The following is a 13,773-nucleotide window of genomic DNA, read 5'->3' as shown; positions in this document are numbered from 1 at the left end:
TCAATGATCCTCAAACATCTAAATTTTCTAAGCAATCAGTTGGTTGGATCTTCTAACTGAACCACTAAATGAATGAATTCAGGTAGAATGTCCAAAATTAATGCCAGTTGCTGTAAAACCAAAAGATCATTAGTGTTTTGTTCGTCATTAATGGAAATGGTTTCAATATAATTTGAAATCGTTTTTTTCATGACTTGTGCATTTTCATCGAGTTTTTTATCGTTTAAAAGATTGATGATATAGACAGATAGATCATCAAATAGATCCAATGTATCTCGAGCAATGATCTTATCACGGTGCGAACCTAAGGTTGAAAGATAGCTGATTAAGGTGTGATTAAGCGTTAATAAACGAAAACCCTGTTCAATCACGTTTCGATTTACATGAGGTTCTTTTGTCATCAGGCTAATCAATGTCGATAGATCTGCATTACTATCGTGAGCGGCGCGTCTTGCTAATCGATATTTTGGGTCATTGGTTTTACCCGTTAAATATTGACTTCCAATAAGCGCCAGATAGTGACTATCATCATGGCAAACACGATCAACTAGTTTGGTTAAATTTCTAAATTTCCAGTCTGGCCAAATAAAACTAACAGCAAACCAAGCAATAAAACAGCCTATCAATGTTGCTATAATTCGTAAAATAGCAACTTCTACACTGTTTTCGCCAATTAAACTGAAACTAAAAAAGACTAATAATGTAATAAATGCGGTAGCGTAAGCATATTGAGAATTTTTAAATAAGAAAAATAGCCAACCAGTTATGATGATTAAAATTAACTGTTCAATGATGCTTGGAAATAGGTAGGTTAACGGAATGCCAACAATAATACCTAATATAGTACCAATGATACGTAATTTTAGTCGATATTTAGTCGTTGAATAGTTTGGTTGGCAAACAAAAAGACTGGTAAGGATAATCCAATAACCATGAGAAAGATTAGAAAAATAGATGATGATATAGCCAACAAACAGAACAATACTCATACGTATTGCATGACGAAAAAGGGCGGATTTGAGTGTTAAATTATGTTTAATTTTAGCAAAGATATCATAGAAACTTGTGAGTTCCTCATCAATTAATTCATTATTTTCTTTGTCTTTTGATAGATGTTGTTCATTATCAATATTTGCTAATAATAAGTCGATAGATAACAAATTTTGATAAAGATTTTGCAGGGATTTAACCAGTAAAACTTCCGTTTTATCTTTAGCTTGATAATGGGTTATAGCTTCTTCTAAATATGAAAAATGACGAGCAAATAATGAATCATGCTGATAAGTTTGATTCATTTTAATGGAAACGGCTAATTTGGCACATGCTTTTGCTTGTAAATTCAAAATTCGTGCAAAGCGAAATAAAATATCACTATGTTTAAAATGTTGACTTAGCGCTTGATAATCACCATGTGAAGAGCTTGCTCGCTCATGAATATCTTGAGCCACAAAGTAATAACTAAGCATTTTCTTCACATATGATTGACCTTGATAAGCTTTTAATCGATTGAAAAGAGCGTGTTTAGCTTGATTAAACACATTAATTACTTGATTGTTACATTCGGTTAATTCTAATGTTTGACTTTTAAATTCATGAGTTTCATCCGGATCAAACATTGCCGCTTTAGCATCAAGGTAATGACTTAATTTAACAAAACAAGTTGAAATAGTCTGTTGGGTAGTTCGAATTGGCTGAATGAGGGATTCAATCAAAGAAACAATGTTATACCATAAAGCGCCGAGTAATAAATAACAAGGTAGCGTGTAATTATCATCAAATAAATTATGTCCTAACATGGTATAGGCTGCGATTAATAACGATCCAAAAGCAATAACGCCATATCGTTGCCCCAAAGAACCAAGCATAATGAAAATAAATGTTGAACTCATTAATCCTATAATGAATAGAAGTGGAATATTAAATAATAGCTCAACAGAAAAAGTAGCAACCGCAAAACACACTAACGTTAATAAAATATTTATACATCGGCTTAGTAAACGTGTATCAATTTCGGATAATCCTGCTGCCACAACACCCAGTGTTAAAGGAATGACATACGACACATAGCCTAAGTACCAAGGAACCAAGGTTGAACCTGTTAAACTGATTAACATACGAATACTGAAAAGTAGATTACTACTATAAAAGACTTTACGTAAAGTTAAGATAATTGGATGCACGATGTTTTTTGAATTGAATGTTAGTTACTGTAAATGTAAGTAGCATACTATATTGTGCCAATTTGTAAAAGGGCTGAGGCAACTTGCTAAAATTAATGTTTTGATTATTTGTGTTAAATAAATTAAATCAAAATAGATGATTGACAAAAAAGTCATTACTAGTGAGATTTAGCTATTAATGAAAGCATTTATTACACTAATAGGTTAAGCCTTTTATTTATTTGTTTGGCTTTGTTTAATGCAAAATAAACTGATGTTACTCACTGAATTTAAAGTAATTTATCTAGTCATATATCCGTTGTTTACTGATGTAACTTACCAACAATGGATGAAAATTGAGGTTATCATTACGTCAACTAAAAGGGTGATAGTATAACTAGCTTTAATTCTAAGTTAAAATATGGGTTAACGTAACTATTAAATAACAAGGAATAAATCGTTATGACAACTGAAATGACAACACTTGATAAGATAAAAAAACAAATTGCAGAAAATCCTATTATTCTGTATATGAAAGGCTCGCCTAAATTACCGAGTTGTGGTTTTTCAGCACAAGCAGTACAAGTATTATCTCAATGTGGTGAGCCTTTTGCGTATGTTGATATTTTACAAAATCCGGATATTCGCGCTGAATTACCAAACTATGCAAATTGGCCTACCTTTCCACAATTATGGGTTGAAGGGGAACTTGTGGGAGGCTGTGATATTATGATTGAAATGTTCCAAACAGGTGAACTGCAAACATTAATAAAACAAACAGCTGAAAAACATCATGTTTAAAAATGGATTTTTTATTCAATTAAGAGAGTATAAGTACTCTCTTAATTACTTTGAAATTCCTCATTGATTGGATTTTGCTCCAGTTGGTGCAATGGCCAGCCTCCTAATCGCTTAAATCGATTTACTATTTCACAAAATAAAATAGCGGTTTTTTCGGTATCATAAAGTGCTGAATGGGCTAACTTGTGATCAAAGGGAATGTGAGCAAGTTCACATGCTTTTGCTAATACGGTATGCCCAAAGACTAAACCACTCAGTGCTGCAGTATCAAAGGTGGCAAAAGGATGAAATGGATTACGCTTAATATTGGCACGTTCTGCTGCTGCCATTAAAAAACTATGGTCAAAGTTTGCATTATGCGCAACGATGACAGCTCGATTGCAATCATTTGCTTTAATCCCTGTTCTAACCATTTTAAATATCTCTTCAAGTGCAATTTTTTCGTCAACAGCCTGTCTTAATGGGTTGTCGATATCAATACCATTAAAAGCTAAGGCACTTGGTTCTAAAATTGAGTTTTCAAAGGGATTGACATGAAAATGAAGGGTTTGATCCGGAATTAGCCAACCCTCATCAGTCATTTGTAGTGTGATTGCCGCAATTTCAAGAATTGCGTTAAGTTTAGGGTCAAATCCTGACGTTTCTATATCTATTACAACAGGATAAAAACCACGGAAACGTTCACATAATTTTGCATTTGGCACAATATTGGTCTTATTTAGCATAAAATGGAATTATTATGCCAGCTTTTCCCGTATTCGCCTAGTTTTACCTTTGATTCAGCACTGTCGATTGCATAAAAAAATATAATTAACGAAAACAATAAAAATATTATCTATTTAATTTTTGTTTAGTTTCTTCAATCTCTTTTATCCAAGTCTGATTAATACGCTTAGCATGTTTGGGTAAGTGCTTTATACGTAATTCAATTTTTTGTAAAACTTCTTTAGCGAGCGAAATTTGATGCCACTCAATTAAGGTTTGTAAATAGTAAGAAGCGGCTTCTAAACTTGGATAATAACTGATTAATGCATTAAATTCTTCTTGAGCTTCTTCTTTTAATTCAAGTGCAACTAAGATTTTGGTATAAAGTAAGTGTCCTTCATCTGAACGATAATTTGGATTTTTTTCTCTTAGATAATCCAGCGTTTCTCTTGCCTTTTTGTACTGTTTAACTTGATAGAGTGCGTAAGCATATTGTAATAAAATATCCGGTGCAGATTCATAGATGCCAGTCAGTACTTCTTGATAATAAATTAATGCTTCGTTAGCTCTATCATTATCAATTAATGCTTTAGCTAAACAGACTTTTGCTTCAACAGTGGGCGAAATTTCATAATTGCTTAAAGCTTCGCGAAGTTCACGTTGTGGATCTAACGCTTTCAATAATTTTGATTCAATTTGATATCCTACTGGAGATTGTCTAAAATCGGGTAGAAATATAACAAAAAAATAAATCAAACTACCAATAAAAGGAAAGACCAATAATATAGACAACCAAAATTGTTCTTGTCTTGTTTTTATTGCATGAACAGCAAAAAATAAAGCGATAATCGTACTTAATCCAATACCTAAAAATGGCAAATCTTATACCTCATTTAATATAAACCTGCGTAATGTATCATTTAACCTAAACCAAATAAATAATAAAAAAAACAAAATTGTTAATTTGTTTAACTTCGTGTTTTCAAGCATCAAAAAAACATTTTAAAACAGAATATTATTTATTAAACTTTTGTAAATATGAAAGAATTTATTTGAAATATTAACATTAAGGTCACTAGATCGAATCGTTAAGTGAGATGATTTATAATAGTTTCTACTTAATCATGTAGACAGGATTATAAAAAATTGCCAATATTTCGATTATAATAAGTTCGAGATCCACTAAATGATTTTGAAAAAAAGTTCACTTTGTTATTTAAAAAGTCATTAAAAATACGAGAGGAAAACGTGCAAAATTTTGAACTTCAACAAATTATCAATCACGAATTACAAGTTGAACGCTATCGTGACTATGCACCTAATGGTTTACAAGTACAAGGACGTAAGCAAATAAAAAAAGTGATAACTGGAGTGACGGCATGCCAACGATTATTAGATGAAGCCGTTAAATTAAATGCTGATGCGATTTTAGTTCATCATGGCTTTTTTTGGAAAAATGAACCTCCAACGATAACAGGAATTAAATATAAACGTTTACAAACATTGCTTTCAAATAATATCAATTTATATGCATATCATTTACCTTTAGATGGACATCCTGTTATAGGAAATAATGCATTACTTGCGGATTTATTCAAAATCGAAGTGGATAAACGTGATGATAACACCGATCTTTTATTTAAAGGCACACTTGCTCAGCCGATAACCGCTCTAGAATTTAAAAAAAGACTTGAAAACGTTTTGCATAATAATCATCGTGAAGTCTTATTTTGTGGCGATAATGCCCCTCAAATAATTAAACGAATTGCCTGGTGTAGTGGTGGTGGGCAAGACTTTATTGAAGCTGCTGCAGAACAAGGATTCGATGCATTTTTTACTGGTGAAGTATCTGAACGTACCATTCATATCGCTCGAGAATATGGAATTAATTTTTATGCTGCTGGACATCATGCCACTGAACGTTATGGAATTAAAAAACTTGGAGAATGGCTAGCCAAGCAACATGACCTTGAAACTATTTTTATTGATATTGATAATCCTGCATAACAAAAGTTGAATTTAAATAAGAAATATCGCATACTTGTCGGTAGATTTTTTATTCTTGAAGTTAGTTATCAATAAATAATATGAGAGGTCATTTTATGTTTACAGGAAGTCTGGTCGCCCTTGTTACCCCGATGGATACAAAAGGAAATGTAGACCAAGTAAGCTTAAAAAAACTGGTCGAATATCATATTGCTAATGGCACATCAGGGATCGTCTCTGTTGGTACTACAGGTGAATCAGCAACGCTTGATCATCATGAGCATATCGATGTAATTAAAAGAACAATTGATTATGCAGATGGTAAAATTAATATCATTGCGGGAACGGGATCAAATGCAACTAAAGAAGCAATTGAATTAACCAATCGCGTTGAAAATATTGGTGTGGTTGGGTGTTTAACGGTTGCGCCATATTATAATAAGCCGACTCAAGAAGGGCTTTACCAACATTTTAAAGCTATAGCCGAAAATACTGCTTTACCTCAAATATTATATAATGTACCCGGTCGTACAAGTAGTGATATTAAGCCAGAAACAGTTGGGCGTTTATCAAAAATTAAAAATATTGTCGCTCTTAAAGATGCAACTGGTGATTTATCTCGTGTATATAAAACACGTAAACTTGTAGGTAACGATTTTAAATTACTCAGTGGTGATGATTCAACTTTTTTAGATTTTATGATTTTAGGTGGTGATGGTGTGATTTCAGTTACCGCTAATGTTGCAGCAAAACAAGTTGCGACTATTTGTCAGCTAGTTGAAAATAATCAAATTCATCAAGCTAGAGAGTTGAATGATAAACTAGCTTCTTTGCATAATAACTTGTTTATGGAGCCTAATCCAACTCCCGTGAAATGGGCTTGTGCTAAATTAGGCTTAATTGAAAATGCGACAATACGTTTGCCATTGTTATCGCTGACTGATGCTTCGATTCCAGCAGTTGAAAAAGCGTTAAAAGATGCTAATTTAATCTAATATTTTATATAACCTTTAATTAAAAAGCAGACATCTATGTTTAATAAAAACTTAATTAATAAAAACATGATCATTAAAAAAACATTTATGATGACAACTATAGCCTCTCTTTTCCTTGTTGGCTGTGGTAGTGATCAGAGTTATAAACGTGAAGTTGACGGTAATCAAGATTATTTAGATTCGCCAGCATTAAAACCTTTAATCGTTCCTGAAGGGGTAACGATTCCAGCAGAGACTATCGACTTTTATATCTATTCTAATAAAATAGAGGGAGGGGCTGTTGGAAAACAGGTTGATGTTCGTCCACCAGTTATACCCATTCCAACAATACCTGATTCATATGCGTCTTATAACCATGGTGTTGTTACACTCAATGTCCCTGATTCCAACGATGTATGGTCTATCATTCCAAGTACTTTAAGCAAACGAAATATCCCTATTAGTAGCAATAATACTAAGGAAATAGTGACCAGTAATGCATCTATTTATCCTGAAGATGAAGGTCTATCTATACAAGCTTCTTATATCATTCAAAGAGAAACACATGCAGGTTCAGAAATTATTACTGTTGGCTTAAAAAACCTATCTAAAGCAGGACAAGATATTTCATCTGATCCAATAGAAGTACAACGTTATGTTGTGAGATTATTTAATTTTATAATGGATGATGCAGCACCAGAATCATCGCGGATTGTTCCACAAAAAGCAGAGAAAGATGGCGTCAAAAACGAGAATACAGATAAAGATCCAGAATTAAGCGATCGCTAAAAGATGCTATGGGCGATAGACAAAATAAGGATTAATAATCTACTTAAGTTGCAGTGAAGAATTAGTTAAGTTTTTCATGCTTATGTAGAAATGTATCGGGAGTTTTGACTAATTAATGTAATACTGTCAAAAGTAAAGGTATTACTGATTACATTGGTACAAGAACTATACCATAAAAAGTTTAGAACTAAGGAGCGAATAGCTCCTTAATCATTTGTTGGCAATTAAATATAAGGTTATAACAATGAAAAAGTTGGCAGAACTTTACCGTGGTAAAGCAAAAACGGTTCATACTACTGAAAATCCAGATTTATTAATATTAGAATTTAGAAACGATACGTCAGCTTTTGATGGTTTGCGCATAGAACAGCTTGAACGCAAAGGGATAGTAAATAATAAATTTAACTATTTTATTATGACTAAACTTCAAGAAGCAGGTATCCCTACTCAAGTTGAAACGCTTTTATCTGATACGGAAGTCATCGTCAAAAAACTGGATATGATACCCGTGGAGTGTGTTGTTCGAAATCGTGCCGCAGGTTCTTTGGTTAAACGCTTAGGGGTTGAAGAAGGTAAGGTGTTAAATCCGCCAACATTTGAATTGTTCCTAAAAAATGATGCATTGCATGATCCCATGGTTAATGAATCACATTGTAAAACATTTGGTTGGGCTACAGATGAGCAGTTATCAACGATGAAGGCATTAAGCTTTAAAATCAATTCAATTTTGACCGATCTTTTTGATAAAGCAGGATTTATTTTAGTGGACTATAAACTTGAATTTGGATTGTTTAAGGGTGAAATTACGTTGGGTGATGAATTTTCCCCTGACGGTTGTCGATTATGGGAAAAAGAAACCTTAAAAAAAATGGATAAAGATCGTTTTCGCCAAGGGCTTGGCGGTGTCATTGAAGCTTATGAGGAAGTCGCCACAAGAATTGGCGTTACATTGTGATGCTTGCTCAATTTGATATCTCATTTTTCCTTCTACTTGGTTTAGCTGCACTGTGTTATTTAACGCATAATAACACAGTCACTTTTGCCGTATTATTGTTACTTTTATTTAAATTAACCCCATTGTCGACCTATTTTCCATTTTTAAATCAATATGGACTGACGATAGGTATTGTCATTTTAACTGCAGCTATGATGGTTCCGCTTGCTGATGGTTCATTAAGCATCAAAGATATCTTAAAATCGTTCACTTCATGGCAATCAATTTTAGCTATCATAGTTGGTATTCTGGTCTCTTGGCTTGGAACACGTGGAATTTCATTAATTGGAGCGCATCCGACAATTGTAAATGGTTTAATCGTTGGGACTTTAATTGGAGTTGCATTTTTTAAAGGTATTCCAGTTGGGCCACTTATCGCTGCAGGTTTATTATCATTAATTATTGGAAAAAATTAGTTGATGACAAATACTGATAGTTCTAGAAATATTTGGGTGTTTAATGGGAATCTGAATGAATTAATAGAACAACTACGTAATACTATAAAACAACATCAAGGGGATTGGCTAACAATAACTGACCAAACCATTTTACAGGAATATATTACTAATTTTATTTCCCCTTCGAAAGCTAAAACTCTTTTAGGACAAGAATTTCTACATGCAATTTTTGATGCGACACAAGGATTTAATCTTGAAGCATTTGCTATGTTAGCCGGAACCTTAGTAAAGGGAAGCGTTCTGATTTTATTATTACCTAAAAACATTGAAACGTGGCAAGATTTGGATAGCTTACGATGGAATGAAAATCCTGAACCAATCAAAGTACCTAATTTTGTTAAACATTTAAAACAAACTTTGGAATTAGCAAGTCTATCTAAAAATGACGAATTCCCTTGTCTGCATAATGTAAATGATCATCACGAGGATCAAAAAAACGTATTGCAACAACTACTCGCAAGTCGAAAACCAATACATGTATTAACAGCCCAACGTGGTCGAGGTAAATCAGCCTTAGCCGGTCAGTTTAGTCAATTTTATCACTGTGTGGTAACGGCACCTAATAAAAAAGCGCTGACTACATTTTACAAATTTGCTAATCAAAATACGCTTTTTTTATCGCCCGATGAACTAATTGAAAAAGGCTTTCATGATACTTTTCAATACTTAATTATAGATGAAGCTGCAATGATTCCATTACCGATGTTGAATAAATTAATTCAACTTGCAACTTCAAAAGATATTCGAATTTTATTAGTCACGACGCTGGAGGGTTACGAAGGAACAGGGCAAGGTTTTATCATAAAATTATTGCATAAATATAATGTTGACTATTTTTATCTGAAAAAACCAATTCGCTGGTGTAATAACGATCAACTTGAGTATTTTACTCATCACCTATTGCTTGATGGAACTAGTTTTAAGTCATGTAGTCAGCCCCTTAATCACCAATTAGTAGACTATTCAATGATTGCACGTCATGACCTTAAAACTTTAAAAGAAATTTTTTATTTACTTAAAATAGCCCATTATCAAACAACATTAATTGATTTAAGACGAATTTTGGATGCACATAATTTGGATGTTTGGGGTGCTAGAATCGAAAATAAATTAATTGCTGCTGCCGTTACTGTAAATGAAGGGGATTTATCAGACAGATTAATTGATGACGTTTGGAAGGGTATTCGACGTCCCAGAGGTAACATGGTTGCACAATCTTTAGTTGCGCATGCAGGCGAGAGATCGGCAGCAAAATTAAAATCAGTACGTATTAATCGAATTGCTGTGTTTGAATCATATAGACGACAAAAAATTGCAAAACAATTAATCAACAAGGTTTTCAAAGAAGCTGTGATAAATGGCATTGATTTTTTATCAGTCAGCTTTGCCTATAGTAATATCACATATGAATTTTGGAAAAGCTTAGGATTTTTGTTAGTACATATTGGTAGTCGTCGTGAAACCAGTAGTGGAACTTATTCTATAATGGCAATAAAGCCAATTAGCCAAAATGCTTTTGAAATGGCTAATAAATTAAATAAAAAATTGAGACGAGATATTTTCTGGATTAAAGATTTTATCGATTTACCATTTGAGACGATGTTGCTCAAGGATGATGCTCAGTTTTTATCGGATCAAGATATTGATGATTTACAAGGATTTTGCTATTACCATCGCCCCTTTGAAGCAACTTATGCTTCACTTTGTCGAATGAGTCAATATAATGACCATTCAAATAATCAATTAAGGTTACCCATTTTAAAAGCGTTAATAACAAATAAAAAAAATGAATTTTTAGTGATTGAGCAATTTCGATTAAATGGGCGTAAGGCACTGATTAGTTCAATTAAGCAAGAAGTTAATCAATGGTTACATCATACTAACCAAATTGAGACATCCAATTATCAAAGTAATAAGTTAGATTAAGAGTTGGACATTATCAACTTATAAAAGGAAAAAAAGTGAATAATAATGTAGATAGAATAAGATTCCATCATAATTTTAATAACGGTAAAGATCGACCTAAATCAGGTTTTGAATATTTTCTATTTGGGTGGTCAATCGCATTTAGCCCTAAAATAAGACATTATGTTTTTTTGCCTTTATTGGCTAATATTGTCATTATGTCTGCGCTGTTTTATTGGTTTTTCTCAGCAATTACAGGTATGGTTGATTGGGGGCTTTCTTTAGTACCGAGCTGGCTTCACTGGCTTGGCTATATAATCAGCTTTATGGTGATTTTGATACTAGTCATACTATTCTGTTATTTTTTTAGTACGGTGGCTAATTTTATTGCTGCGCCTTTTAATGGTTTGCTTGCTGAACAGGTTGAAGCTGAATTAACAGGTATTCCTGCTTCTGATACATCTTGGTTTAGCTTGATTAAAGATCTACCCAGAATATTGAGTCGAGAAATCCAAAAATTAGTCAATTATGTATTATGGTCTATACCGATATTTTTAACTTATTTTATTCCTGTTATAGGTCAAACAGTGACACCAGTAATTTGGTTTTTATTCACTGCTTGGCAAATTAATATTCAATACGCTGATTATCCTTTCGATAATCATAAAATTACTTTTCATCGTATGCGTGAATTACTTAAGCAGGATAGAGTTGATAATCTTGTCTATGGTATTTTAGTTAGTTTTTTCACAATGGTGCCACTACTAAATCTAATTATTATGCCAATTGCCGTTTGTGGCTCAACTGCGATGTGGGTTGATCGTTATCGTCATCAAGCTTTATTTAAAAGTGATATTAACAATATCCGATAAAGAAAATAGTGATTAATTTTTAGATTAATCACTTTTATTTTTATCCTCTACTCTCTTGATTTTATTATTATCCTCGTCATCATAAGGTATCGGTTTAATTCCTTTTTTATCAATATAAGATTTAAAGTTAAGTTTATTGAGTGCTTTAATGGTATTGATAAAAACACCTGCAAGAAATATTAAAATTATCCACCAATAATCTTTTAACCATTCCATTTTTTTACCTTTAATAAATGAATGTTAGTGAAGTTAATATAGCTAAATGTTATAAGCAGTATTGAATAGTTATTCTGTTGTGCTCAAATTGATTTATTAAATCGCTCACAATTTAATTGACTATATTAAACCAGCAATTTTTCCAAAATTCTTTGGTAAATTCTTTTTAGCGTAATGATATCCTGACAATTCACATTTTCGTTAACTTTATGGATTGTTTTATTTAATACTCCAAACTCGATAATCTGACAGCCCATTTTTGCAATGAAACGTCCATCTGATGTTCCCCCACTTGTTGATAATTTTGTATCAATATTTGTGTACTCTTTTATCGCACTTGCTGCAGCTTGAGTCAATTCACCTTGTGGCGTTAAAAAAGGATGACCTGATAAACGCCAATTTAACGTATAATTTAATTTATGCTTTTGTAAAAGTTGCTCAACACGGGTTTTAATTAATTCGTCAGTGAGTTCACTGCTGTATCGAAAATTGAACTGCACTGATAGGTCACCGGGCACAACGTTTTCAGCACCTGTGCCAGCTTGAATGTTTGCAATTTGCATGGAGGTTTGGGGAAAATATTGATTGCCATTATCCCAAACACTATCAACAAGTTCAGCCAAAGCAGGGGCAAACCGATGAACAGGATTGTCAACTAGATGAGGGTAGGCGACATGACCTTGCACACCATGGATAATTAAATTTGCGGTCAATGAACCGCGACGACCATTTTTAATTTGATCCCCCAATATCTTGTCACAAGAAGGCTCTCCTACAATACAATAGTCTACACGTTCTTGACGTTCAAGAAGATGATTAACGACTTTTACCGTTCCATCGGTTGCATCAGCTTCTTCATCAGAGGTAATTAAAAACGCAATACGACCACGATGGTTTGGATTTGCTTTAACAAAATCCTCTGCGGCACAGACCATTGCCGCAACACCACTTTTCATATCCGATGCTCCACGACCATAAAGTACACCATGAGTATCAATGGTTGCCTCAAATGGGGGATACAGCCATTGGCTTTCATCGCCAGCAGGCACCACATCGGTATGACCAGCGAACATAAGTGTTGTTTCGGAAGGATCACCATGATAAGCCCAAAAATTTTTAGTACGACTAATATTGAATTCTTCAATAATAAAATTTAGTGATGTCAAACGTTTAATAAGTATATTTTGACAATCTTTATCATCAGGACTTATCGATTTTTCAGCAATCAATGCTTTGGTTAGTTCAATAACAGGCTCTGTCATAATTATCTCGGTCTTATTGTTGTTGTTTAAAAAATTGCGAATAACTTTCTTCTGAAAATCCTAGTAATACATGTTTACCCTTAATTAGTAGCGGTCGTTTTATAATTGAAGGATTGTCCAACATCAGTTTCATAGCAGCTTGCTCATTGTCAATTTTAGCACGTACTGACTCATCCAGTTTACGCCAGGTTGTACCTCGTGTATTGAGTAGGCTTTGCCAATCAACTAATTTCAAAATAGTCTGTAATTGTTCAGCTGAAAGTCCATCCAATTTATAATTATGAAATTGATGCTTGATTTTATTGTCATCAAGCCATGTGAACGCTTTTTTCATTGTACTGCAGTTTTTAATACCATATATGGTTAACATAATTCTTATTCCTTAAGCGAAGTATAAAGACAAATTATATCAGTTGTCTTACTGAATCTCTAATTTTGAATATGAAGATAATCTAAGTTTTAATTAAATGAATAATCAGAAGATTAAGCGCTTTAATTTAACTATTTGAAGCTAAATGAACGGTTCACTCAGATTTTTTGTTTTTCATAACAAAACACTTGAAAAAAACATATTAACCCCTATTTTTTGCATAAATTTCATTTTTTAATGTAACTTTTCTATTTTTTTAAATATTAAATATTAATATTGCGA

The 13,773-nt window shown here is 32.9% G+C and carries 14 protein-coding genes; 8 read left to right on the top strand and 6 right to left on the bottom strand.

The genetic code is table 11. The annotated features are described in order from the left end of the window. Nucleotides 1–35: 35 nt before the first annotated feature. Complete coding sequence (yccS, locus tag GYM75_RS07070) at nt 36–2,180, bottom strand: YccS family putative transporter (protein ID WP_220215272.1); 2,145 nt, start codon at nt 2,178–2,180, stop codon at nt 36–38. A gap of 453 nt (nt 2,181–2,633) precedes the next feature. On the opposite strand from yccS, the gene GYM75_RS07065 reads away from it, so the two are divergent. Next, nucleotides 2,634–2,960, top strand: coding sequence for a Grx4 family monothiol glutaredoxin (locus GYM75_RS07065; RefSeq protein ID WP_220217295.1), 327 nt, complete (start codon nt 2,634–2,636; stop codon nt 2,958–2,960). 41 nt (nt 2,961–3,001) lie between these two features. On the opposite strand, the gene rnt is transcribed toward GYM75_RS07065, so the two are convergent. Both rnt and GYM75_RS07055 read right to left on the bottom strand, forming a co-directional pair. Further along, complete coding sequence (gene rnt, locus GYM75_RS07060; protein ID WP_220215271.1) at nt 3,002–3,685, bottom strand: ribonuclease T; 684 nt, start codon at nt 3,683–3,685, stop codon at nt 3,002–3,004. A 106-nt stretch (nt 3,686–3,791) separates the two neighbouring features. Further along, nucleotides 3,792–4,544 carry a tetratricopeptide repeat protein gene (locus tag GYM75_RS07055; RefSeq protein ID WP_220215270.1) on the bottom strand — a complete coding sequence of 251 codons (753 nt, stop codon included), beginning with the start codon at nt 4,542–4,544 and terminating at the stop codon, nt 3,792–3,794. A gap of 369 nt (nt 4,545–4,913) precedes the next feature. Between GYM75_RS07055 and GYM75_RS07050 the strand changes: the two genes are divergently transcribed. From GYM75_RS07050 to cysZ, 7 genes are all read left to right on the top strand, one after another. Then, a complete protein-coding gene (locus GYM75_RS07050; protein WP_220215269.1) occupies nt 4,914–5,672 on the top strand; it encodes a Nif3-like dinuclear metal center hexameric protein in 759 nt (252 codons plus the stop codon). Nucleotides 5,673–5,767: 95 nt separating this feature from the next. After that, nucleotides 5,768–6,646 (top strand): 4-hydroxy-tetrahydrodipicolinate synthase, encoded by an 879-nt coding sequence (gene dapA / locus GYM75_RS07045; protein WP_220215268.1) that lies wholly within the window; start codon nt 5,768–5,770, stop codon nt 6,644–6,646. A gap of 36 nt (nt 6,647–6,682) precedes the next feature. After that, the gene (gene bamC / locus GYM75_RS07040) at nt 6,683–7,414 is read left to right on the top strand and encodes an outer membrane protein assembly factor BamC (protein WP_220215267.1); all 732 of its coding nucleotides are present in this window, start codon (nt 6,683–6,685) and stop codon (nt 7,412–7,414) included. A gap of 244 nt (nt 7,415–7,658) precedes the next feature. Further along, a complete protein-coding gene (gene purC, locus GYM75_RS07035; protein WP_220215266.1) occupies nt 7,659–8,369 on the top strand; it encodes a phosphoribosylaminoimidazolesuccinocarboxamide synthase in 711 nt (236 codons plus the stop codon). Further along, complete coding sequence (locus GYM75_RS07030; RefSeq protein ID WP_255556890.1) at nt 8,369–8,824, top strand: DUF441 domain-containing protein; 456 nt, start codon at nt 8,369–8,371, stop codon at nt 8,822–8,824. The genes purC and GYM75_RS07030 overlap by 1 nt, the downstream gene beginning before the upstream one ends. Nucleotides 8,825–8,827: 3 nt before the next feature. Continuing rightward, nucleotides 8,828–10,792 carry a GNAT family N-acetyltransferase gene (locus tag GYM75_RS07025; RefSeq protein WP_220215264.1) on the top strand — a complete coding sequence of 655 codons (1,965 nt, stop codon included), beginning with the start codon at nt 8,828–8,830 and terminating at the stop codon, nt 10,790–10,792. Between the two features lie 56 nt (nt 10,793–10,848). Beyond that, nucleotides 10,849–11,643: a sulfate transporter CysZ gene (gene cysZ, locus GYM75_RS07020; protein WP_370632168.1), complete on the top strand. Its 795-nt coding sequence runs from the start codon at nt 10,849–10,851 to the stop codon at nt 11,641–11,643. Nucleotides 11,644–11,667: 24 nt separating this feature from the next. Here the strand turns inward: cysZ and GYM75_RS07015 are convergent, their stop codons facing one another. The 3 genes from GYM75_RS07015 to GYM75_RS07005 form a co-directional block, all read right to left on the bottom strand. Further along, nucleotides 11,668–11,859, bottom strand: a complete 192-nt coding sequence (locus tag GYM75_RS07015; RefSeq protein ID WP_220215262.1) for a YpfN family protein — start codon at nt 11,857–11,859, stop codon at nt 11,668–11,670. A 125-nt stretch (nt 11,860–11,984) separates the two neighbouring features. Next, nucleotides 11,985–13,121 (bottom strand): succinyl-diaminopimelate desuccinylase, encoded by a 1,137-nt coding sequence (dapE, locus tag GYM75_RS07010; RefSeq protein ID WP_220215261.1) that lies wholly within the window; start codon nt 13,119–13,121, stop codon nt 11,985–11,987. A 13-nt stretch (nt 13,122–13,134) separates the two neighbouring features. Further along, nucleotides 13,135–13,491: an ArsC family reductase gene (locus tag GYM75_RS07005; RefSeq protein ID WP_220215260.1), complete on the bottom strand. Its 357-nt coding sequence runs from the start codon at nt 13,489–13,491 to the stop codon at nt 13,135–13,137. Nucleotides 13,492–13,773 lie beyond the last annotated feature (282 nt).

Source organism: Gilliamella sp. ESL0441, assembly GCF_019469185.1.
Classification (GTDB): Bacteria; Pseudomonadota; Gammaproteobacteria; order Enterobacterales; family Orbaceae; genus Gilliamella.
The sequence above is the reverse complement of the archived record's forward strand: the minus strand, read 5'-3'. Positions and strand labels throughout refer to the sequence as shown.

Excerpts from the sequence above, each read along its gene's own strand:
- GYM75_RS07065 (WP_220217295.1), top strand. The coding sequence starts at position 2,634 with ATGACAACACTTGATAAGATAAAAAAACAAATTGCAGAAAATCCTATT.
- rnt (WP_220215271.1), bottom strand. The coding sequence starts at position 3,685 with ATGCTAAATAAGACCAATATTGTGCCAAATGCAAAATTATGTGAACGT.
- dapA (WP_220215268.1), top strand. The coding sequence starts at position 5,768 with ATGTTTACAGGAAGTCTGGTCGCCCTTGTTACCCCGATGGATACAAAA.
- bamC (WP_220215267.1), top strand. The coding sequence starts at position 6,683 with ATGTTTAATAAAAACTTAATTAATAAAAACATGATCATTAAAAAAACA.
- purC (WP_220215266.1), top strand. The coding sequence starts at position 7,659 with ATGAAAAAGTTGGCAGAACTTTACCGTGGTAAAGCAAAAACGGTTCAT.
- GYM75_RS07030 (WP_255556890.1), top strand. The coding sequence starts at position 8,369 with ATGCTTGCTCAATTTGATATCTCATTTTTCCTTCTACTTGGTTTAGCT.
- GYM75_RS07025 (WP_220215264.1), top strand. The coding sequence starts at position 8,828 with ATGACAAATACTGATAGTTCTAGAAATATTTGGGTGTTTAATGGGAAT.
- GYM75_RS07015 (WP_220215262.1), bottom strand. The coding sequence starts at position 11,859 with ATGGAATGGTTAAAAGATTATTGGTGGATAATTTTAATATTTCTTGCA.
- dapE (WP_220215261.1), bottom strand. The coding sequence starts at position 13,121 with ATGACAGAGCCTGTTATTGAACTAACCAAAGCATTGATTGCTGAAAAA.
- GYM75_RS07005 (WP_220215260.1), bottom strand. The coding sequence starts at position 13,491 with ATGTTAACCATATATGGTATTAAAAACTGCAGTACAATGAAAAAAGCG.